The organism is Reyranella sp. CPCC 100927 (assembly GCF_007859315.1).
Taxonomy (GTDB): domain Bacteria; phylum Pseudomonadota; class Alphaproteobacteria; order Reyranellales; family Reyranellaceae; genus Vineibacter.
This window is the reverse complement of record NZ_VOHA01000003.1, coordinates 16102-37476: the sequence shown is the minus strand read 5'-3', so window position 1 is coordinate 37476 and position 21375 is coordinate 16102. Positions and strand designations below refer to the sequence as shown.

Below are 21375 nucleotides of genomic sequence, written 5' to 3'. Positions count from 1 at the left end.
TGGTGTTCGCCAGTGCGCCCGCACGCGTCACCAACGCATGGCGCGGCGACCGACATGCATGGCGTGCCTTCCTGGCGGCGGATGGGGCCGTTGGCCGAGCTTCGCACAGCGCTTCCGGGGCGGCGCGACGAAATCGATGCGCTCTCTACGCCGGAGGTCGCCGCTTGCATCAGGCATGTCCCCTTCGCTTCGCTCTGGACGACATGACCTAAAACGACTTCACCATGTAGACCCTGATATGAGAGTCGAGCCCGTGGTCGGGCAGCCCGCTGTTCGCGATCTCGAAGCCGTGCCGCTGGTAGAGGCGAATGTTGGCCACTGCCATCTCGGCGGTCTCAAGCGACAGGCCACCAAAGCCGCGCGCTCGCGCCACCTCGTCGATCCGCTGCAACAGCCAGCTCCCGACGCCGGTGCCCTGTCTCGCCGGATCGACAGCAATCTGGTAGATGCAGAGGTCTTTCTCCTGCGGTTTCGTCCTGGCGGCACCGACGATGCGCCCGCCATCCAACGCGACGTAGACGTCGCCGCGCTCGAGTTCCGCCACAAATCGCTGCAGCTCCTCGGCAAGCTGAGCAGATCCGTCGGCTGGAATCTCGCGTCCCAAAGCGCGGATATAGGGCGTGAAGGCTGCGCGTATGACGCGCCCGACCTCTTCGCCCTCCGAAAGCATCGCCGTTCTGAACGTCAGCACCATGGACGCATAGTACCAAACAAAACGCCCGCCGGTGCGGCCGGCGGGCGCGTCGTTCATCCGTGGGAAGGCGCTATTGCTTGATCTCGGGCTCGACGAGCTTTGCCAGGTTTCGCAACGACTCCTGCCAGCCGAGATAGCAAGCCTCCGGTGGAATGACGTCCGGCACGCCGGCCTGCTCGATCTCCACCTCCGTGCCGACCGACACCTTCTTCAAGGTCACGGTCACCTGCATCTCGCCGGGCAGGTTGGGGTCGTCGAACTTGTCCGTGTAGCGCAGGCGTTCACCCGGGACGAGCTCGACATAGTCGCCGCCAAACGAATGGCTGTCGCCGGTCGTGAAGTTGCGGAAGGACATTCTGTGCGTGCCGCCGACTTTCGGCTCCAGGTGGTGCACGGTGCAGGTAAAGCCGTTGGGCGGAAGCCACTTCGCCAGCGCGTCCGCTTCGATGAAGGCGCGATAGACTTTCTGCGGGTTGGTTGTCAGAACACGGTGCAGGCGGATGGTGTTGGGCATGGTCATTGACTCCGTGAAAAGCGATTTGCCCCCCAAGGACGAACGAGGCCGGGCCAACCCGACACGGCATCTCAAATATCCTTCAGGGCGGCGGCGCATCGACACCACCGTACACGCCGCCCGCACCCGGAATCACCGCCGGGTGATGCGGACCGGGCTGTCATCCCGAGCGCAGCGAGGGATCTTGTGCGCATGGCGCACCCCGCGTCGCTCGCACAAGATCCCTCGCTGCGCTCGGGATGACAGGCACTTTCCACCCTTACGGGCTGCCCGGCGCCGCGACCTGTTTCGCCAGCATATCGCGCTCTACTGCCGTCAACTGCTGTGTCTCATCCGCCGTGAACGTGCCGTTGCCCAGGAGACGGATCACGCTGTTGGGGTCGTAACCATTGCTGGCTCGTCTATCCGGAGTCTGGCGTTCCCGGTCGTTGGGTTGGCCTCCTTCACTACCTGCCCCACCATAACCGAGAACCTCGACGATGATGATCGAGGGTAGTGCCGCCGCGTTGGCCTGTTTTGGGGTTGTCGCCGCCTGCTGAGCCGCTGCGCCGGCAACACTCGATGCTTCGGTCAGGCTGGCGATATTGGGCGCCTGGGCAGTCGGCACGCCCGTCGTCGTACCCTGCGCCTGGATATTGGCGGCATTGAGAATCTGCAAGGCCGCGACGTTGACGTTGCCCGCGCGAATGCCGGCTTCGCCCGCATCGATCGTGCCCAGCGGCGCGATCAGATCGACGTCACCCGGTGCAACGCCCGGGATGGGATTGAGCGTGGCGATCCCGGCGCCCGTAGACGGCACGTTCGGCGACAGCGTCACGCCGCCAAAATCGTCGTAGACGCGTTTCGCGGGCGCGTAGACGATCGTGCCCTTGGCGCCACGGCCGGCGTTGATGTCGCCCTCGGCAGACCAGATCAGGATATCGCCGCCGAACGTCGTCATGATGCGCGACAGGCCGAGCAGCACGCTGCCTCTGGAATACATCTGAATGTCGCCCGCGCCCTGGGTGACGACACCCGCGCTCGCCGGCGGCACCGCGCCTTCGAGGCCGATGACGATCTGACCGTTCGGCGCCAGCATCTGGATACCGCCGCCGAAGTCGGTGTGGATACCCGATCCGCCGAAGAGGGTGATGTCGCCTTTGCGCTCGGCCGAATTGCCGTGGGCGGCCGGTTCGGGGAACAGCGTGGCGATCATCTGGCGGCCACGCAGATAAGAATTGAAGCGCGGGCTGGCCGGATCGTTGTACTCCCGGCCACCGGCCTTGAGCTCGGCGAAGTAGACCTGGCGCATGAAGATGGCGCGTTGCTCGATCGGGAGCGCATCGAAATAGGCGATCGCCTGTTCGACGGTGCCCTCGAAGCCGAACCGGCCCTTGAGCCACGTGCTCAATTCGGCCTCGTAGGTCTTGGCGACCTTGCCCGCCTGGTCGGCCAGCGGAACGCCGGGCCGCGCGCGGTTCGCCGGATTGAGATAGCGCGCGGCAAGCGCCGCATAGGCCGGCCCGCTCGATCCGACGCCGGCCTGCAGGACGATCTCCGCACCAGGACGCAGATCCCCTGCGACCAGCGGGCCGACGCTGATGAACGGACCGTTGACCTGCGTACCGGGGTCAGCCTGAAAGATGTTCCGGCCGGCCGCAACGTCCAGGGTGCCAGGGCCTGCGACCTGATAGTTGTGGTTGACCAGCTCGGACAGGATGATGTCGCGGCCGGCGGATACGATCGAGACGTCGGTGGTGCGATTGTTGAGCACCGTGAGGCCACTCTTCACGATATCCCTGCCGGCACGCATCCACGTGACCTTGGCGATGGGATCATGGGTCCAAATACCTGTCATCGGGTCTCGCGCGCTGCTGCCGAGCCGCAGGTCGATGATGTCGCCGGTCACGGCATAGATGCGGACCGGCTCCGGATCATCCATGTGCAGATTGCTGATGGGCAGACCCGCACTCAGACCGACAGGAGAGGTAGCACCGGTGACGCTGAAGCCGTTGATCGCGTTCCAAGCCAGCAGTTCCAGGTGCCCGACCGGCGACGGCAGGAGCTTGAGCGGCAACATGCCGTAGATGCTCCCCTGCGCCGCGATCGCCGAGAGCGAGGGTACGGTTCCCTGCGGATTGATATCGCCACCGACCGAGAAGAGCGCCGCCGCCGTCGTATCCGTCCACAAATTGTCGATCGCATTGACCGTGGCGACGATGTCGCCGCGGCTTTTCACCGTGAGGGCGCCGTCGCCGAGACCGAAATTCACCCTTCCCATTTCCAGGGCCGCGTTCGGGGTGAGCGGATCGAGCAGGCGCGGGTCGTCAGCGATCGGCACGCCGAATCGTGTCGGCATGACGCGACCAACCGACGCCGAGCGCAGGTCGATGTTGCCGCGTAGATTGGACAGATCGCCGGGTGCGCCGTCGGTCAGGCCGGGATTGAGCTGGCCGGCAACATTGATGCGCAGTGTGCCACCGCCACTGCGGACGATCCCAGCGCCGCCGCTTGCATCGCCGCTGCTGCCGATCGCTGCCGTCACCGCGTGGCTACTCGTGCCGCCGGTTCCCGTTTCCCCGGCATCGCCACCCGCTTTGATCACGACATTGCCGCCGCCAAGTGCGCCAATACCCGCGAAGCCGCGCAGGAAGAGCGCGCCCTTGCTGGTGTCGTAGGTCCCGAAGTTGATCCCCCAGCTTCCCTGCTGCTGCCACAACCAGTTGTCGGGCTGCGACGAGACATTGGAGTACCAGCCGCTTTGCGCGGAAACCGCGTAGCCTTCGAGGTTTCCGCCCACAGTCAACAGCACATCTCCGCCGTGTGCCGTAAAGTACATGCCGACCGGATTGACCGCCGGTTCATAGCCAGAATAGCCCTCGCCGAGGACCGTGCCGTCGCTGCGGACCTGGCGCGCAAGGCCGCCGCTCGCGGTGCCGGCCGTGTAGACGCCAAACAAGGTGTTCTGGCGATAGTTGCCGCCAGCAACGAGATCCAGATAGCCGGTCCCGGTGCGCACCACGCTGATCGCCGGTTGGGTTTTGTCCAGCCCGGTGAAATGCAGGTCATCGAGCACGAGATTGCCGCCGCCCTGACGGGCGATGCGGCTGTCGGCAGCGCCGAGATCGGCGCCTGCCACGTAACGCATCGACCATGACTGCACGCCCGGTGCCAGCATCGGCGCAATCGCCCACATCTGACCTTGCGGTCGGACCGTCTGGATCACGGTCGCAGGAACTGTCATGCCGGCAAACCAGTAGAACGGATAAGATCCGATACCTGTCACGTCGATCGTGCTTCCCGCCGGGATCATGTCACCTGGCATCCAGAACCGGTTATCGGACGGGTAGGTGACGCTCATGACGTAGGAATACCCGAGACCGTAGGGGACCCACCAATCTTCCGCGAGCGTGAAGTTGTCGCGCGGCTGCACGTTGTCGGTCGCCACATACGAGGGCACGGCGACCTCATCCACCACCCGTGGCCGATTGGCCCACGACGTATCATCGGGCGTCGCCGGCGGCGGTGAAAAACCATCGCTGATGCTGCCGTTGATCGTAAAGTGACCGCCTGCGCGCCCAACGATGACGCCCGGTTCGCCGGAGCCGCGCACGGCGGGATTGGCCCTCGGGCCATAGCGATAGCCTGAGAGATCGAGGTCGCCTTCGGTCACGAGATCGCCGCTGCTCCAGAGCTCGACGCCGGGGCGCAGATGGAACGCGTCCGTGTATGCGCTCAAGCTGGCCAACCGGTTCCGCAGGGCGCCGTTGGCCGATGCGGCATTGATAAAGGCCGTGCTGTCGCCGTGGATCGCGTCGAGCAAGCTCTGATTGATCTTGCCGCCTGCCGGCTCGTAGCGGCGGAAGCCGTTGACCGCGATGCTGGCCGCACCCCGGATGTCGAGCGGACCCGCAGCCTCGATCGCGATATCGTCGGCACCGGCGCCGGTGCCGTCGGCACCACCGCGCCGCCGCGCGTTGATCTCGATCCTGCCGCGCGCGACGGCGTCGGCCGAGCGCAGGTCGATGGTCGCGCCACTGGCGAGCCTGACGATCCCTTGTGCCGACGTGAGCTCGACATAGCTGCGGTTCGACGCCTCGATCGGCGCGCCGCGGCTGTCCACCTGGAGCACAGTAGAACGTGCATCGAGGATCGCTGTAGACGCAAGCGTCAGGTCGTCGCGCGCCGCCAAACGAATCGTGCCGGGTTTGGCGCCGCTGGCATCGATCCGTCCCTGGACGGTCAGACTGCCGCCATCGACCGAGATGTTCACCTGATGCGCGCGGACCTCGTCGCCGATGACGAGATCGCCGGTCTTGATGACGAAACTGCGCGTGCCGAAGAAGCCATCCTCATTCAGCCTGGTGTTCAAGCCCGCGAAGTCCGCCAGCGTGAAGGATCTGATGTCGATGCCGCCGGCTTCGAAACCGTCCGCGGCCGCGCCGCGCAGGGCGCCATCGAATGCAACGCGCCCGTCCGCTCCCACAGCTGTGGCGCTGATCGAGCCGGCGCTGTTGTGGGCGGCCGACACGTCGATGGTCGACCCTGCCTGCTGCGTGATGGTACCGCCGGCGCTCACCATCACGACATCGCCACCCCAGCTGTGTCGGGTCACGTCGAAGAAGGTGGTGGACCGGGCCGACAGGTCGAGCACAGCGCGATCGGTGAGCATGATGCCGCCAGCCGCCTGCACTTCAAGCCGACCGCTCGGCAGCGCGATCGCGGTATCGATTGTGACCGTGCTGCCCTTGATGCGGAGTTCGCCGCCAAGCTGGCTGACCGACGCCGTGTTCGCCGGTGCGCCTGAAACGGCCCGCGCCGCAATCGCGCCGCCCGCCGTCACCGACAGGAAGCCACCAGCCGCCGTCGTCAGCAGCGGCGTCGTGATATTGAGATCGCCGCCGGCATAGGTCGATGCGCTCGTGCCACTGCGATAGACCGACAACGCCCCGCGGTTGTTGGCCGTGATCCTGTCGGACGCCTTCAGGTTCACCGTGGAGAAGCCGAGCGCAAGGCGCTCCAGCGTGGCTTCGTTCTGTGTCCGGCTGAAGGGATCGTAGCCGAACACGATCTCGCGGGCATCGATGGTGAGCGTGCCGCTGCCGGTGCCGGGACCGCCCGATCGCACTGCCCCCGGCGGGAGGCTGACATAGGGGCTGTCCTTCGTGCCGCGTCCGCTTGACACGCCGTTCCAGAACACCGTGTCGGCGGATAAAGCGGCAACATCCCCTGCCCCACCCCAGCCGTAGATGGCCGGCGTATTGATGACCAGCCCCGTGCCATGCCCGCCGGCACCGCGCAGATCCAGCGCAACACTGCCGAAGAAATTGAGCGATGAGCCGACCGTAAGCGTGAGGCGTTCAACGCGGGCGAGTGACGGGTCGGCAGGCGCAAGGAGCCGATCCAGGACCGATTGCGTCAGCAGCCAGCCCGAGCCGAGCGCGCCGGCGTCACGCGCCGCCGCAAATGACGCATCGGTGCCGACATTGATCTCCGGCAGGCTGACCGCGAGGTAGCGCGCATTGAGCGCCACGCTGGATCCGATATCGAGCGCCTGGCTTGCCGCGAACGCGATCGTGCCGCGGGTGCGCAGAGCCGCGCCGTCTTCGATCGTGACCGTGCCGCTGGGGCCGGCAATTGCCGGCAGGAAATTCAGCCAGCCGTTGGAAACCGTGAGGATGGCACCGGCGCTGGGACCGTAGCCGCCGGCCGAATTCCAGAAGACATAGCCTGCGCTCGAATCGAAGATAGTCGTGCTCGATCGCGTCGTATCGAAGACGGCGCCCTTCTCGACATGGACTGAGTTATTTGCCACGGCGAATATCTGGCCCGCTTCGAGAACGCTGCCGCTGCGGACAACGACGCTGCTCGATTGCGCGCCGAAGTAGATGTGCGCGCTGGTGGCCCCCAGATCGCCCCGACCCGACCAATAGGCAGCGTAGCCGCCGATCATCAGCGTTCCGGCACCGACGCGCGAGAGATCCTCGGCATCGACGGAAGCCATGCCCGGGCTCGCGGCACTGCCGGACGGCTTGACCTCAAGGCCGCCCCAGGCGCCCACGACCAGATTACCCGCGTAACCGCCTTTTCCAGCCTTCATCAACACGGTGCCGTCGAACGAGAGGACATCACCGACATTGGTGCCAAAGTCCAAGGAGAGGGTTTGCGCATCCACCGGCAGGCGCGGCCGCAATAACCCGAACCGGGCGGCGTTGGTTACAGCGAACTGGCTGTAACCCATTTCATTGTAGTGCGCGTGGCTGCGCACGACGTGCCCCGGTGTCAGGATAACCCGGGTTGGCAGAGCAGAACGGATGCTCGTATTGGCGATACCAAGCGTGCCCGCCGTCACATGGGAGCCGTTGGCGAGAGCGGCGGGGTGGGCAACGCTCGTCGTGGCCCCGCCCAGCTCGACGCGATACGCGCCCGGCAGCAAGGCATAGGTCGAGGGCAGCAGCGTGTAGGTGCCGGCCGGCAGTCCGCCTGCCGGTTGTGTCAGCGTCATCTGCTGTCCGACTCGCGGATCACCGGCACCCTTCTCCGGCGAGATCGGCGCGTAGCTGCCGGCATAACCCGGCACCAGTGCATAGACACGGTTCGACGCGCTGCTGTAGCCGAGAGCCGGATTGGCGTTGACAAGCGCCGTCCTCAGCACGTCCACCGAACCGCCGCGGCCGCTGATGAACGCGGCGCCGAGCAGGTCTCCGCCGCCGCCGAGGTCAATGACCGAGCCAGGTTCTGTCACCACACGGCTGCCCGACAGACTGACGCCGATCGTGTTCACGCCCAGCGAAGCGAGGTCATAAAAATTCGGTTGTGCCCCGGCATACAGATAGGACAGGCCATCGACGGTCCCGCCGTAGGGCATGACGAGCCCCGCCGCGCTGGTCGAGGTGATGCTGCCGCCACGGAGTACCGTCGTGATGGGCGGAAGAGCGATGCCAACTTGGGGGAATGTGATGTAATTGCCCGTGGCGGTCGCGCCCATCACCAGGCTGCCCAGTGGCGCTCGGACGATGCCTTGCTGCTCGATCGTCCCCGCCAGAAGGCTCAGTGTTCCGAAGACGGATCCCGGCACGGCTGGCGTGCTGCCGTTGCCCCGGATGGTCAGGGTCCCATCCTTCCTGACACTATTGCCAAAAAAGATCCCGTCGGAGATGTGCGCGACGACTCCGGCAACGATCTGCGTCACCGCGCCGGTCGTCGGATAGAGCTGGGCGGCCTCGATGGCGATGTTGCCGCCGCTCACGAGTGCCCCGGCCCCGAGACGGACGTCGCCGCGGCTGACGAGCGCCATCTCAGCAAAGCCCGCGGGTTCGATGCGATTCTGCCTGTCGCCAAAGGGCGTCGAGAAATCGTAGCTTGCCGAAGCACCGGACAGGACGCGGTTACGCACATCAATGAGATCGGCAGTGACCGCCAGACGGCCCTCGTTGATCGGCGATGGCCGGTAGCTATTCAAATAGAGCCCCGGATAGATCGCCCCGGCCGAGATTTCGATCTGCACCGCGCCATCGAGAAGCACATAGGGTGCCGCCAGCGAGACGTTGGCGACCGACGTACCCGTGGCCGCGGACAGGACGCCGCGATAGAGCGCCAGCGACTGGCTCGTCGCGAGATTTACGTTTCCCTTGAACTGGAAGATGTCGCGGCTCCAGAGCGATAGGCTGCCGAAACCGCCCTCCGCCACCTGCGACGCGCTGAGATAGCCTTCTCCATAGCGCAGGGACGGATCCCCGGCGCCCGGCGCCAGGCCAGGTGTGAGGCTGGTCTGGCGCTCCTGCGTGATCGTGACTGTGCGTGGCCTGTCGACGATGGTCGGCGTAGAGCCCATGGGCGTTTCGAGCGCGACCACCAGGTGGCCGCCCGCGGCACCGGCGCCGCCCGCAGCCGCCCGCATCTCACCATCGAGATAGAGTCCGCCCTGCGATCCGATGACGATGGAACCGCCATTGCTCGCCACCGTAACCGGCTGCGGTGCAACATTCATGTTCGCGGCGCCGGGCAGCAGGTCGACGACGCCGCTGGTCCCGGAGGCGTTGAGCAATGCGCCGGGCCGAATGATGACCAGCGATCTGGTCGCGGGCAGGACGCCCTTTTCGACAGGCGTGAACGCGGTCATGCCGATGTTGATGGTGCCGCCATCCCGGATGACCGCATAGTGCCGTCCTTGCGCGTCGGTACCTGTGATCGCCCGCGCGGCAACATCGAGGACCGCATGCTCGCCGATCCAAATCGATTGACCGACTGCCGGCACTGAAACGACGTTTTCCAAATCGCTGGCGATCGTAATGGTGCCGCTGCGCGCGGTGATCGAACCGTCGATGGTAATCTGTCCCAATGCGCTCACCGTCACGGAACGGCCATCGTCCACGTCAATCGCCGAACCGGATGCGAGCGTGATGTTGCCGGCGGATCCGAGCGACAGGTTCGCACCGGCGCGCTGCGTGATCTGGCTCTTGGCCGGGTTGTCGAGATCGTGCGGCGGGCTCCACAGCTCCAGAGCGGTCCGCGGATCTGCACCCGTCGCCACGGTGAAGCCGGCCGCGCCCAGGCGATACACCGGCATGGCCACGTCGAGCCGGGTTCCCGGCGCCACGACCACGCCGGCGGTTCCGGTGATGTCGTACTGCGAGAACCCGCTTTGCAGCAGGTCGGGGCGTTGATACTCCAGCGGCCGCACTGCGACCGAGGTCGCAAGCACCGAACCTGAGCGGATGACCGTGCCGGCAGCGAAGCTGGCATTGACCGGCGCCGGGCTCCCGGCAAGCGCCGTGACCAGCGTCGGGGGGATCGGGATGCCGTTGGGAAATACGTCCGCGGGGATCACGTAGTCTTTCGGAAAGCCCCCGGCGCCCATGATGGCCGTGACAACCGAGCCCTTCGGGATCGTCGGCAGGGGCATGCTGTCATAGCCGTAGATCGCGTATTGAGTGTCGCCGACGTAGACGATGTAGTACTGCGAGGGAATCGATGGCCGCGGCGGTGTCCAGTCGGCCTCCAGCGTGATTGATGTGATGTTGGGCTCGGCCCCGATGGGCTGTCCGGCCGGACGCACAGTAATGGGATAGACAAAATTGGCCGGCAGGATCTGGCCGGCGGCGACCGTAAACCCCTCCGCGGCGATCAGGTCGGTGGGTGCCTTTTCGCCGACGCCCAGGACGCCGTTCGTCTCGAGGATCCTGCCGCCCAGAACGATCGTCCCGCCGGACGCCATGGCGAGCGTTCCGCCGCCGCTGACGCCATAGCCGCGCACGATGCCGTCCAGTGTCAGCCGGCCAGTCGTCGAGGGCGTTGCATTGGCCGTGGCTGACGCCTTGAGCGTGACATTGCCGCCGCGGCCACCGGCTGACGCGCCGCCAGCGAGGAATCCACCACCCGAGGAGACATCAATCACGCTGCCGGCGCTGACGATCACGTCACCAGACGAGACCAGGCGAACATCGCCGCCATCGATGAAGGCCAGCTTGTTGTGGCCTGCGGCATCGGCCCGCGCATTCACCCACAGCCCACGGGCATCCAGCATAACACCCGATGCCACGGTGATCGTCCCCGTTCCAAGGCTGATGGGGTTCAGGAATCCCTTGAAATGGTTGGTCGCGGTGATACGCCCGCTGCGCGCGGTGATGTCAGCCTTGATGTCGACCGTTGCGGCGACCAGAGAAACAGACCCACCGTCGACGACCGACAAGGGGGCATCGACAGTGATCGTGCCGCTGGTCGCAAAATCGACGACGCCGAGTCCTTGCGCGTTCAGATGGCCGGCATCGAACCAGGCCGTGTTGGTGCGGTCCTCCGGAATCGACCGCGATGTCAGGTCGCCGATGAGAACGTCCGTGTCGTATGTACCGACGCGGCCGCGGGCATCGAACTGCCCGAGCATCAGTGTGCCGGCTTGTGCAACGACGTTCTGCGCCGCCTTGTAGCCGTCACTGATTGCGGACGGACGCGCGTTGACCTGGCGGTCGCCCTGGACGACGGCCGCGACAATGCTGCCTTCGAAGATCGCGGTCGGAGTCGACAGGACCACCTGTCCCGCGTCGCGGCCGACGGTGTAGCCGTCCTCCCAGCGCACGCTTTCCCGGCCGCGCCCGAACGGGCCCGTCCAGACCTCGGTGACGCCCCAGCGCCCGTGCTTGCGGATGAACCCGTGACCCAGACCGAAAAACATCATGTCGCCGCGGGCGCTATCGATGGTGTAAGGCCGCCCGTCGGACCCGAGAAAGTTGGTGGTGCGGATATAGCCGCCCTCATAGCGGATCGAACCGCCGGAGATATCGAAGACCGAGCCCGGCCGCGCCGTCACTGTCGCCGCAGCGAGCGTTATGGTGCCGCCCACCGCAGCCCATTCACCGATCTTGTGCTTGGTGTTGGCGAGATAGCCGCCGATCTCGAGCAGACCGCCGCGCGTATAGTAGCGATCGCCGCTATAGCCACCCGTGCCCGGCGGCACGTAGGTCAGGTCGCGAATATCCACCCAGACATTGGCATTGCGGAGATAGCCGTTATCGCGATTGATCGGGCTGTCGCGCAATTCGTTGCCCTGGATATTGACCATCAGGTTGTTCGCCGACATCGCCAGCACAACATCGCGCACGCCGGACACATCGATGGTCGCGCGACGTTCGACGAGGATGCTGCCGGCGGCACTGACGGCGACCTGGCCGCCTTGGGCAATGGTCAGCGAACCGGTATCAGCCCCCGCACCCCCTTTGAACACGACGGTGCCGCCCGTGACGATCTCGATGCGCGACTGATCGAGGCGATCCGCCAACAGAGAGAGGTTATCGAACACGCCGACCGCGCTGCTTGCACGCCCCTGGTTCGCCGTCGCGGAAGCCGCGATCAGCCCATCGCGCTGCGCGTTCAGCGCGGTGTCCTGGCTCTCGAGCTCCGGAACGATGGTGGTGACGCTGTCGGCGCCAAAGGTGATGCTGCCGAGCGTGTCGGTCGCGGCGCCCAGGAGATGGATGGTGCCGCGCGCGTTGACCGACGTCGATGCGATCAGAACGCCGTTCTGTTCGATCGTCCGGCCAGCGAGTGTGATGTCACCCTGCGGGCTTGAGATCATGCCGTCGTTGCGCACGAGACCGGCCACGCTGTTCACGGTGAACAACGGCGCAATCTCAGTGCCGCGCGTCGTCGAGGAGACGTTTTGATCGGTCGCGTAGCCACGGCGCAGCACGAAATCGTCGCCTGCGGCCAGCTGGGTCTGCCCCTTTGGCGTCGTGATCGTGCCGGCATTCACGACCTGGCGGCCCATCAGCAGGACAGAACCACCGCCAGACGTCACCGCTGCCGGCGCATGTGTCTCGATCAGCGCGCCCGGTTCGACCCTTATGACGCCGCCGGCGCCGGTAAAGCTCGGCACGTACCGACCGTCTTCCTGCCGGGAGTAGATGCCGGTATTGAGGAATTGAGCGTTGGTGATGGTCGCGGTCGAGGCGATGAGCGCACCGACATTCACCTGGCTGGTGCCGCCGAAGATGATACCGTTCTGATTGATGACATAGACTGAGCCGTCAGCTCTGATGCTGCCGAGGATCTTGCTCGGCGCCGTGTTGTCGAGCACCCGGTTGAGCGCCACCCAGTCGCGATTGCCCCGCTGGTCGAAGCGCAGATCGGTCCGCTCGCCAATGTTGAAACTCTGCCATGTCAGCAGTGCTTTTCGCTGGGTCTGCTCGACCGTGACCTTGACGCGATCGCCATCGCTGATTTCGGTCGGCAGGTTCGCCCCCTGCCACAGATCCGATCCCGGTGCCGCGCCGGGCGCCACCCGCAATCCGCCCGGCCGCAGGCCGTTGGGCGTGCCGCTCGGCATGATCTGCAAAGCCGTCCGCGCCGCGTCGCGCGCGCCTTGCTGGCTGGCTCTTTGCGCCTGGATTGCCCTCGTCGCGCGCTGCAGCGAATTCTGCGCAGCCCTTGCCGTACGCGCGGCCTCCTGTGAAGCCGACTGCGCCGCCGCAATCGCCGCCGCGGACGGCGCTGGCCGAGACCCGCCGACCGGGCGAGCCGTTGCGTCCCAGGAAGCCATGATCAGTGCCACCGCACTGACACCGACGAGCAAGGCAGCGCGGCGGGCGGCATTGGCGCTGGCGGCGCCGACAGCAGACGAGAACGGGCGGGCGCGCATTGGGGGCGGCTCCTTCAGACAACGGTATACCCCCGACGCTGCAGCCAGATGTCGCCGCCGCCTCGGGGGATTGAGAGATCTCACCGCTAAGACCGAATCCCGGAGGCCAGGCGTGCACGCTTTGGGAAAAGTTTTTCGAGAAGCTGCTTTTCTTCCGGACGCCTCAGCTCAGCAGCACGATTCCTCCCGGCAGACGCTGGATTCTCGCACTGAACGCGCGTTCCAACTGCCACAGGACCTGGTTCATCTGATCGATTCGGAAGCGTCCGCTGATCTGCTTCTGGCTCAGCGCGGCACTCGTCAAAATGATCCGGCCGGGCCGATAGCGGTTGATTTCCTCAATAGCGTCCACGATCGGGGTGTTGCGAAACTCGATGATGCCGCGCCGCCACTCCGATGCGACCTGCGGATCGACCGCGGCAACCTGGCCCAGACCCGTGCGATCGTAGCGCACGCGCTGCCCAGCCCGGAGATCGGCGACCTCGCTGCCGCGCTCGATCCGCACAGCGCCCTTGAAACAGGTGACGCTGACCGGGGACGGCCCGCTACTGGCCGTGTAGCGAACATCGAAAGAGCCGGATTCCGCGATCGTCCTGCCGTCCGCGGCCAGCACCACGAGCGCGCGTGCCGCCCGCGTCGGCGTTGCGAACGATGCTTCGCCGGTGATCAGTTCGATCCGGTCCTCGGTACCTTCCGGGGCGCGGACGGCAAGACTCGTCTGCGTATTGAGGCTGATCGCCACATCACCGGCGAACGTAACGCTACGCTGTTCGCCGGTGCCGGTGCGGTAGTCTGCATTCAGCTCGGAGAAGGATGGCCAAAGTCCGAGTGGCGGATTGAGCATGCCGTAGACCGACGTGGCGGCAACTGCCGCGACGCCACCAGCGAACACCGCGCGACGCGTCATCCTGCGGCGCTGTCCGAACGCATCGAGTGGGCCGGTAAAGTCCTGGTCCGGCTGGAAGAGTGCGCCGCCAGCGGCGCCGACCTGGCGCCACACGCGCCTGGTCGCGACAAACGCGGCTTCATGCCGAGGCGTACGGGCGCGCCAGGCCGTCAGCGCTTCCATGTCCTGCGGCGTCATCTCCCGGGATATGAGCTTTCGCACCCAGCCGACGGCCTCCCGCTCCACTCGGTCCAGGTCAGGATGTCCCTTGTTCATCTCAACGTTGCATCCTTCGCCATGGCCCAAAGCGCACGCTCAACCTCTCAATCCTCCGGCGCGCGCGACGCAATGTTCGAGAGCCAACTGAAGCTCTTTCGCAACGAGGCGCACGGAAACGCCCATCCGATCCGCGATTTCCTGTCGGGAAGCCCCGCCGAACCGTGCCGCCAGAAAGATGGCGCGGCGCCGCGCCGGAAGTTCGTCGACGATCGCCTTGAATGCTTCGAGGTCCGACCGCGCCAGTATCGCTTGTTCCGGCGTCGGCGCATCGTCCGGCACTTCAAGCAGATTTTCCAGGTCGACTGTCGATACGGGGCGGCGCTGCTCAAACCGGTGGCGATCTATCGCCACATTCAGGGCAATCCGGAACAGATAACTGCGCGGACTTTGGACGATGCCGATCGACTCGGCGCGCGACAAGCGCAACCACGTGTCCTGCATCGCATCGCCGGCGAGTTCGGCCGAGCCCAGTCGTTGGGTCAATCGCGCTTTGAGATCGTCATAGCGATCGAGAAAGGCGCGACGGATGGCGGATAACGCTTGATCCGTCATCGCCTACCCAGCGGCTGGATCCTGGCGTCGACCTTGTCGCAGCCGTTCACCAGCGACTGGTGCGGCACAATCAACATCAGGATCGGTTGTGCGAAACGCGGCGGGGGCGGCTCGTCAACCCGCACGCTGCGCAGCGTCGCATCGATCTGCTGGTCGGCTTCGAGCGTGCCCGTGGAACCGATCCGTTGGGACCTTTCGACGGCGCCGTCGGGCGCGATCCAGAACACGGCCGCGAAGCGATAGCCGCCCGGACGTACGGCGTGCGACCGGCAGAAAGCGTCCAGGAGGCTTGCCTGGACGCGCCCGAGGTAGCGCTGATGGTCCGGCGGTCGCGCTGGACGGTTGGCCTGCCGACCGGCCGACACTGGCGCGGGCACCAGCACGAATGTTGCTTCGTCGGCGAACTCGGCGGCCAAACCCGTGCCGGACAGGAGCCTTCGCAGCGCCTCGTCCGGTAAAAGCACGCCATGAACGTCCCCGGACAGTCGCCCGACTGTCAGGCTCGCGTCGTAGAGGCCCTCGCGTCCCGTCAGATCGCCATAGCGGCTGAGGGCGGCGCCCAGCGGCTGCGACGGGATATGGAATTCGCTCGGCGCGCCTCTCGGATTTGTTTGAGCAGCGACCACGTTGATCGCCGCAACCATGCCCGCGAAGACCAGTGCACAGATCCAATGCGACGATCGCCGAACGGCCGGTGCGGCGCCAACACAGTTGGTACGATCGGGGCGACGCATGGCTTAGGTTAATAATGGAGTACTACGATTTGACGACAGGCGGCGCACCCGGCTCCCCGGCCACCGCACGCGACCTGGCCTGGCGGTGGCCAATACCCCTCATCCGCCACCTGTACAGGCGCGGCGATCTGCCCGACAATCGGCCATGGCGTTGCTTGAACTGCAGAATTTCTCTTGCGGCTACGGTGAGATGGTCGCCGTCAGCGGGCTTTCGTTCACCGTCGAGACCGGAGACATCCTGGCGCTGCTCGGTCCCAATGGGGCGGGCAAGACCTCGACCATCCTCGCCATCATGGGGCATGTGCAGATCAAGGCCGGCACGCTGTCGGTCGACGGCCGCGACGTCACGCGCCTGCCGGCGTTGCAGCGCACGGAGCTGGGCTTGGCCGTGGTGCCCGAGGGCCGCCGCCTCTTCTCCGACCTCACGGTGGTCGAGAACCTGGTGGTCGGCGGCTACAGCCGGCCGCGTGCCGACGAGAAGCGTAACCTTGCGCGCGTGTTCGATCTCTTCCCGCGCCTGGCCGAACGGCGTGGCCAGCTTGCCGCCTCACTGTCAGGCGGCGAACAGCAGATGCTGGCGATCGGCCGCGCATTGATGTCGGCGCCGCGGCTGCTGCTGGTCGACGAGCTGTCGCTCGGCCTGATGCCCAAGATGGTCGATCTCTGCCTCGACGCCTTGCGCCGGCTCAACCAGGACGAACGCCTCACGATCGTGCTGGTCGAGCAGAACACCGAGCGCGCCCTCAATGTCGCGCAACAGGTCTGCGTGCTCGCCTCGGGCCGCAGCGTCTTCGCCGGCCCCGCCGAAGCGGCACGGCGCGATGTCGACCTGCTGCATTCCTATACGGGCGCGGCCTCTTAGGAAGCCCCCTTCTCCCCGCGCAGGCCAGGGCCTGCGGAGAAAACCGAGGCCCGGCGCCATCGGGTGCCGGGTCTCACAGCGATTGTCCCGGCCCCTTGCGTCACGAGCCCCGCTTCATGCCACCCCTGGGACGCGTCGACACTTGATCGGACCACCGTGCAAACTCCGTCGTGCCATCCAGTGTGCTCCACCAGAGGATCTCGATCTCCATCGTGTCCATGCCAGGGTCGATGCTTTCGCGGTTGACGTTGAGCACGAACTCTTTCGTTTCGCCGGGCGCAATCTCGAACTTCAGCGTGAGCCCTTCGTGGCCCGTGAACTTCTTTTTCTGGCTCAAGAACGTGAAGTCGACCTGCTTCCCATCCTTGTCGTACGCGTAGCCTTGCACGCGCAGGAATTTAACCGGTCGGTCGAAACGACTTGTGATCTTGAACACCGCCCCCAGCCCGGGAAACGCGTCTGTCTTTCCGAAACGGCCTGTGAAGCTGACGTCAAACGGCGCGGGACCCGGGTTGAGGTAGCAGGCGTTCGGCTTGTGCGGCGGTGGCTTGCCGCCGAGCGCCTCACACGACTTCACGGCCTGCGCGCTCGCCTGCGACGTGGCGGCGAACAGGATCACCGCGACGCCTGCGGCACGCGCCAGCCAGACGGCCCGACGGCGCGTTGCATTCTGCTCTTTCATGAGACCTCCAGATTCTGCTTCTGCCGAGCGTTCGCCATGGTCAAACCTGCGCCAACGCATCAGGCCAGCGCCTCGTCCTGGCGCGGAAGAAGGAGACTACCGGGCAGGCATCGATCCGGCTTGGAGCCTGGAGAACCGGCTTGGACTCAGGTGAAATCACCCGTCAGTCAGACGTTCACACAGGCCGCTGTCGGGACGGACGATCACCGGAGCCGGCATTCTCTGAACGATCCACCGCAAGGCCCTGCGCTGCGTTCAGAGGATGTGATTTTTATCGCTTCGCGCTGTCATTCCGAGCGTAGCGAGGAATCTTTCGGCAGTTTCTGGGCCGTTCACGGCCGGAAAAGATTCCTCGCTACGCTCGGAATGACAGCGTGGGCCCATGAAATCACAGGCTGTCAGGACGACGGGAGCAGCGCTTCCATCAAATGATGACCGCTCTAGATGACGCCGGTGTAAGCCTGGCGGACGTCGGGGCGGGCCATGACGTCTTTCGGCAGGCCTTCGGCCAGCACCTTGCCGGCATCCAGCACCACGAGACGGTCCGCGACACGCAACACTTCGCCGAGATTGTGCTCGACCAACACGACGGTGATGCCCTGCCCCGACAAGGCGCGGACCAGGTCGGCCATGGTCGTGGCCTCATGGCTGCTGAGGCCGGCCAGGGGCTCGTCGAGCAGCAGCAGCTTGGGATCGAGCGCGAGCGCGCGCGCCACCTCGAGCCGCTTGCGTTGGCCGAGCGGCAGGGCGCGCGGCGACTGGCCGGCCTGTGCCCCAAGCCCGATGCGTTCGAGGATCGCCTGCGCCTTCTCGCGCGCCGCCGCCCGCGAGCGGCTGGCGAGCGCGCGCCACGGGCTTTCCGTCTGGTGGTGACCCGCGGCCAGCATGACGTTCTCGACGGTGGTGAAGCCGTAGAAGGGCCGCACGATCTGGTGCGTGAAGCCCAGCCCCAGCCGCACGCGGGCATGCGCGGGCAGGTTGGTGACGTCACGCTCGCCGAAGAAGACGCGGCCGCGATCGGGCCGCAGGAGGCCCGCCACCATCCGCAGCGCCGTCGTCTTGCCGGCGCCGTTGGGACCGATCAGCGCCAGGAACTCGCCCTGCTCGACCGTCAGGCTGATGCCGCTGGCGGCCGCCACGCCGCCGAAGCTGATGTGCAGGTCCTCGACGCGGGCGAGCGTGTTCATGCCGGCTTCCGTCGCACGAGGCTCGCGAGGCCGCCCGGACTGAACCGCATCACCAGGATCAGCATGGCGCCGAAAATCAGCAGCCGGTAGTCCGCCGCCGCGCGCGACACCTCCGGCAGGAGGGTCAGCGCAATGGTCGCGGCAAAAACGCCCCAGACCGAGCCGGTGCCACCGATCACCACCATGGTCAGGATCGCGATCGATTGCACGAAATCGAACGTATCGGGCAGGATGATGCGGGCGAAATAGACGTACAGCCCGCCCGCCAGTCCGGCGAGCGCCGTGCCGATGCCGAAAGCGACGAGTTTGTAGGTCGAGACATTGACTCCGACGGTGCGCGCCGCATCTTCGTCGTCGGCCACGGCGTCGAAGGTAAAGCCCATCCAGCTGTGCTTGATCCAGAGACAGAAGCCCATCACCGCCGCGGCGAAGGCCACGATCAGCACGGCATAGGACACGGGATCGAGGCCCGAGCCCGGGATGCCCGAGATGCCGAGTTCGCCGCCGAGCCACTTCTGCTTGCGCACGAAACCCAGGAAGACGAAGCCGATGCCCATGGTGGTCACGGCGAGGAAGTCATGACGGACGCGCAGCGACGTCAATCCGACCACGATGCCGATCGCACCCGCCATCGCGGCCCCCGCCAGGAGGGTGAGCGGCAGCGGCGCGCCGAGCTTGGCGAGGTAGGCGGCCGTATAGGCGCCGATGCCATAGAAAGCGGCATGGCCGAGGCTCACCTGACCGCAGAACCCGGTGATGATGTTGAGGCTGAGGGCCAGGATCAGGTTGATGCCGATGACACTGACCAGGCTTGCGATATAAGCGCTCATCAGCCGCTGCTCCGCCCCAGCAGGCCCTGCGGGCGCACCATCAGCACGATGATCAAGAACAGGAAGCCGATCGCATCGCGGTCGAAGATGTCGGCCAGGTAGATCGCACCGAATGCCTCGACCACGCCCAGCACGAGGCTGGCGACCAGCGTGCCGCGCACGCTGCCCAGCCCGCCCAGCACGATGATGGCGAGCGCCTTGTAGCTGACCGCGCCGCCCATCGTGGGCTCGACATAGTTGTTGAGAAGGCCGACGAGGCCGCCCGCGATGCCGGCCAGCGCCGAACCGAACAGAAAATTGATGTAGCGCACCCGCACCGCGTCGACGCCGAAGCTCGTCGCCATCTGCGGGTCGCTCACCGTGGCCCGCCAGCCGATCCCGGCGCGCGTCAGCCCTGCGAACAGCCCGAAGCCCACCAGCAGCGTGACCGACGTGATCACCATGGCGATCTCGACATAGGTCAGGTTGATGCCGCCCAGACTGATGTTGGCGACGTACCAGGGGTTGTTGTCGAAGGCGATGCCGTAGGCGCCGAAGATCATCCGGAAGGCCTCCTGCATCACGATGAAGAGGCCGATCGAGACGACCATCGGCACGAAGGCCTGATGATGCAGGATGGGCTGGTAGGCCAGCCGATAGATGACGGTACCCGCCACCGCGCTCACCACCGCCGCGACCAGGAAGCCGAGCGCCAGGCTGCCGGTTGCGTTGGTGACGGTGACCGCCATGTAGGCGCCGAGTGCGAAGACGCCGGCATGGGCGATGTGCAGGATGCGCAGGAGACCGTAGACCAGTGTCAGGCCCACGGCCATCATCGCGTACATGCAGCCGTAGACCAGCCCCTTGACGATCAGCTCGACGAACAGCATCGCCTATGACCGCGGCATGCGCCTACTTCGGCGGCGCCAGGAGGGACTGGTCGTCGATGACCGTGACGCCCACGAATGCGCCGTTCTTCACCTGCGTCACCTCGAGCGGCGAATAGAGCTCGCCCACCGCGCTGAAGTAGCCCAGCCGCCCGGTCAGCAGCGGGAAGTCCTTGGTTGCGGCCAGGGCATCGCGAATCTTCGCCGGATCGGTGCTGCCCGCGCGCTTGATGGCATCGGCCATCAGCATGACCGAGGAGTAGCAATTGGCGGAGACGGCCTCGGCATCGTAGCCGGCGCGCTTCTTGAACTCGGCCAGGTAGGGCTGGAAGTCCGGCGGCGTCGTGCGGCCGCGATCCATGCCGCCCACGATGTAGATCCCTTCGGTTGCGTCCTTGGCGATCTCGATCAACTTCATGGAGTCGAAGGCCTGCGCCGCCACGATCGGCTGCTTGAGGCCGCCGGCGCGGACCTGCGCCACCAGCGGGCCGCCCACGAAGTAGTAGCCGATGGCGTAAATCACGTCGGCGTTGTCGGCCCTGGCCGACGCGACGATCGGGCCGAACTGACGCTCGCCCAGGCCGAAGGTGTATTCCTTGACGATGGTCAGGCCGAGTTTCTGCGCCTCCTCCTTGAAGCCGTCGGCGATCGACTGGCCGAAGTCGTTGTTCATCGTCAGCATGGTGATCTTCACCTTGCCGAACTTGTCGAAAATGAATTTGGCAGCGCCCTTGCCCTGCGGCGGCCCGAGTTGCACACCGCGGAAGGCCCAGTTGCCCTCCTTGGTGATGTCGGGATGCACGCCATAGGCGGAGATGTAGGGGATGCGGGCCTGCTGGAATACCGCGGCCGCGGCGCGGGTCGGACCCGAATAGCTGCCGGATACGGCCGCCACGACCTTGTCCTGGCCGATCAGCTTGTTGGCGATCGGCACCGACTGATCCGGCTTGTTCTGGTCGTCGTAGATCACCAGCTCGATCTTCTGGCCCAGCACCCCGCCCTTGGCGTTGATCCAGTCGCGCGCGATCTCGGCGCCGATCGTGGACGACTTGCCGTCGGCCGCCGCGGGGCCGGACTGCGGCGCATGAAAGCCGATCTTGACCTGCGCGCTCGCGCTGCCGCCCAACAGCAGGGCCGCCACAGTCGCGGCAATGATACCCTTGCGCATGAAATCTCC

General features: G+C 65.8%; 12 protein-coding genes. 1 reads left to right on the top strand and 11 read right to left on the bottom strand.

Annotated features, from left to right (window positions below; genetic code table 11):
* Window positions 1–208 precede the first annotated feature (208 nt).
* The 6 genes from FQU96_RS09735 to FQU96_RS09710 all read right to left on the bottom strand — a co-directional run bounded on the left by FQU96_RS09735 (window position 209) and on the right by FQU96_RS09710 (window position 15681).
* Entirely contained in the window at window positions 209–751 is a 543-nt protein-coding gene (locus FQU96_RS09735; protein ID WP_146540712.1) for a GNAT family N-acetyltransferase, read from the bottom strand.
* A gap of 13 nt (window positions 752–764) precedes the next feature.
* A complete protein-coding gene (locus tag FQU96_RS09730) occupies window positions 765–1208 on the bottom strand; it encodes an SRPBCC family protein (RefSeq protein ID WP_178130418.1) in 444 nt (147 codons plus the stop codon).
* Between the two features lie 259 nt (window positions 1209–1467).
* A complete protein-coding gene (locus FQU96_RS09725) occupies window positions 1468–13320 on the bottom strand; it encodes a filamentous haemagglutinin family protein (protein WP_146540710.1) in 11853 nt (3950 codons plus the stop codon).
* Between the two features lie 163 nt (window positions 13321–13483).
* Window positions 13484–14482, bottom strand: a complete 999-nt coding sequence (locus FQU96_RS09720; RefSeq protein ID WP_146540709.1) for a FecR domain-containing protein — start codon at window positions 14480–14482, stop codon at window positions 13484–13486.
* A gap of 39 nt (window positions 14483–14521) precedes the next feature.
* The gene (locus FQU96_RS09715) at window positions 14522–15037 is read right to left on the bottom strand and encodes an RNA polymerase sigma factor (protein WP_146540708.1); all 516 of its coding nucleotides are present in this window, start codon (window positions 15035–15037) and stop codon (window positions 14522–14524) included.
* Complete coding sequence (locus tag FQU96_RS09710; RefSeq protein ID WP_146540707.1) at window positions 15034–15681, bottom strand: STN domain-containing protein; 648 nt, start codon at window positions 15679–15681, stop codon at window positions 15034–15036. The genes FQU96_RS09715 and FQU96_RS09710 overlap by 4 nt, the downstream gene beginning before the upstream one ends.
* A gap of 235 nt (window positions 15682–15916) precedes the next feature.
* Between FQU96_RS09710 and FQU96_RS09705 the strand changes: the two genes are divergently transcribed.
* A complete protein-coding gene (locus FQU96_RS09705) occupies window positions 15917–16633 on the top strand; it encodes an ABC transporter ATP-binding protein (RefSeq protein ID WP_218574669.1) in 717 nt (238 codons plus the stop codon).
* 100 nt (window positions 16634–16733) lie between these two features.
* On the opposite strand, the gene FQU96_RS09700 is transcribed toward FQU96_RS09705, so the two are convergent.
* From FQU96_RS09700 to FQU96_RS09680, 5 genes are all read right to left on the bottom strand, one after another.
* The gene (locus FQU96_RS09700) at window positions 16734–17315 is read right to left on the bottom strand and encodes a hypothetical protein (protein ID WP_146540706.1); all 582 of its coding nucleotides are present in this window, start codon (window positions 17313–17315) and stop codon (window positions 16734–16736) included.
* Window positions 17316–17755: 440 nt separating this feature from the next.
* The gene (locus FQU96_RS09695) at window positions 17756–18502 is read right to left on the bottom strand and encodes an ABC transporter ATP-binding protein (RefSeq protein ID WP_146540705.1); all 747 of its coding nucleotides are present in this window, start codon (window positions 18500–18502) and stop codon (window positions 17756–17758) included.
* A complete protein-coding gene (locus FQU96_RS09690) occupies window positions 18499–19332 on the bottom strand; it encodes a branched-chain amino acid ABC transporter permease (RefSeq protein WP_146540704.1) in 834 nt (277 codons plus the stop codon). The genes FQU96_RS09695 and FQU96_RS09690 overlap by 4 nt, the downstream gene beginning before the upstream one ends.
* Window positions 19332–20201, bottom strand: coding sequence for a branched-chain amino acid ABC transporter permease (locus tag FQU96_RS09685; protein WP_146540703.1), 870 nt, complete (start codon window positions 20199–20201; stop codon window positions 19332–19334). Before FQU96_RS09685 ends, FQU96_RS09690 begins: the two co-directional genes overlap by 1 nt.
* Window positions 20202–20223: 22 nt before the next feature.
* Window positions 20224–21366, bottom strand: a complete 1143-nt coding sequence (locus FQU96_RS09680; RefSeq protein ID WP_146540702.1) for an ABC transporter substrate-binding protein — start codon at window positions 21364–21366, stop codon at window positions 20224–20226.
* Between the last annotated feature and the right edge of the window lie 9 nt (window positions 21367–21375).

Coding starts and splice junctions, on each gene's coding strand:
- FQU96_RS09735 (WP_146540712.1), bottom strand. CDS start 751: ATGAACGACGCGCCCGCCGGCCGCACCGGCGGGCGTTTTGTTTGGTAC.
- FQU96_RS09730 (WP_178130418.1), bottom strand. CDS start 1,208: ATGCCCAACACCATCCGCCTGCACCGTGTTCTGACAACCAACCCGCAG.
- FQU96_RS09725 (WP_146540710.1), bottom strand. CDS start 13,320: ATGCGCGCCCGCCCGTTCTCGTCTGCTGTCGGCGCCGCCAGCGCCAAT.
- FQU96_RS09720 (WP_146540709.1), bottom strand. CDS start 14,482: ATGAACAAGGGACATCCTGACCTGGACCGAGTGGAGCGGGAGGCCGTC.
- FQU96_RS09715 (WP_146540708.1), bottom strand. CDS start 15,037: ATGACGGATCAAGCGTTATCCGCCATCCGTCGCGCCTTTCTCGATCGC.
- FQU96_RS09710 (WP_146540707.1), bottom strand. CDS start 15,681: ATGGTTGCGGCGATCAACGTGGTCGCTGCTCAAACAAATCCGAGAGGC.
- FQU96_RS09705 (WP_218574669.1), top strand. CDS start 15,917: ATGGCGTTGCTTGAACTGCAGAATTTCTCTTGCGGCTACGGTGAGATG.
- FQU96_RS09700 (WP_146540706.1), bottom strand. CDS start 17,315: ATGAAAGAGCAGAATGCAACGCGCCGTCGGGCCGTCTGGCTGGCGCGT.
- FQU96_RS09695 (WP_146540705.1), bottom strand. CDS start 18,502: ATGAACACGCTCGCCCGCGTCGAGGACCTGCACATCAGCTTCGGCGGC.
- FQU96_RS09690 (WP_146540704.1), bottom strand. CDS start 19,332: ATGAGCGCTTATATCGCAAGCCTGGTCAGTGTCATCGGCATCAACCTG.
- FQU96_RS09685 (WP_146540703.1), bottom strand. CDS start 20,201: ATGCTGTTCGTCGAGCTGATCGTCAAGGGGCTGGTCTACGGCTGCATG.
- FQU96_RS09680 (WP_146540702.1), bottom strand. CDS start 21,366: ATGCGCAAGGGTATCATTGCCGCGACTGTGGCGGCCCTGCTGTTGGGC.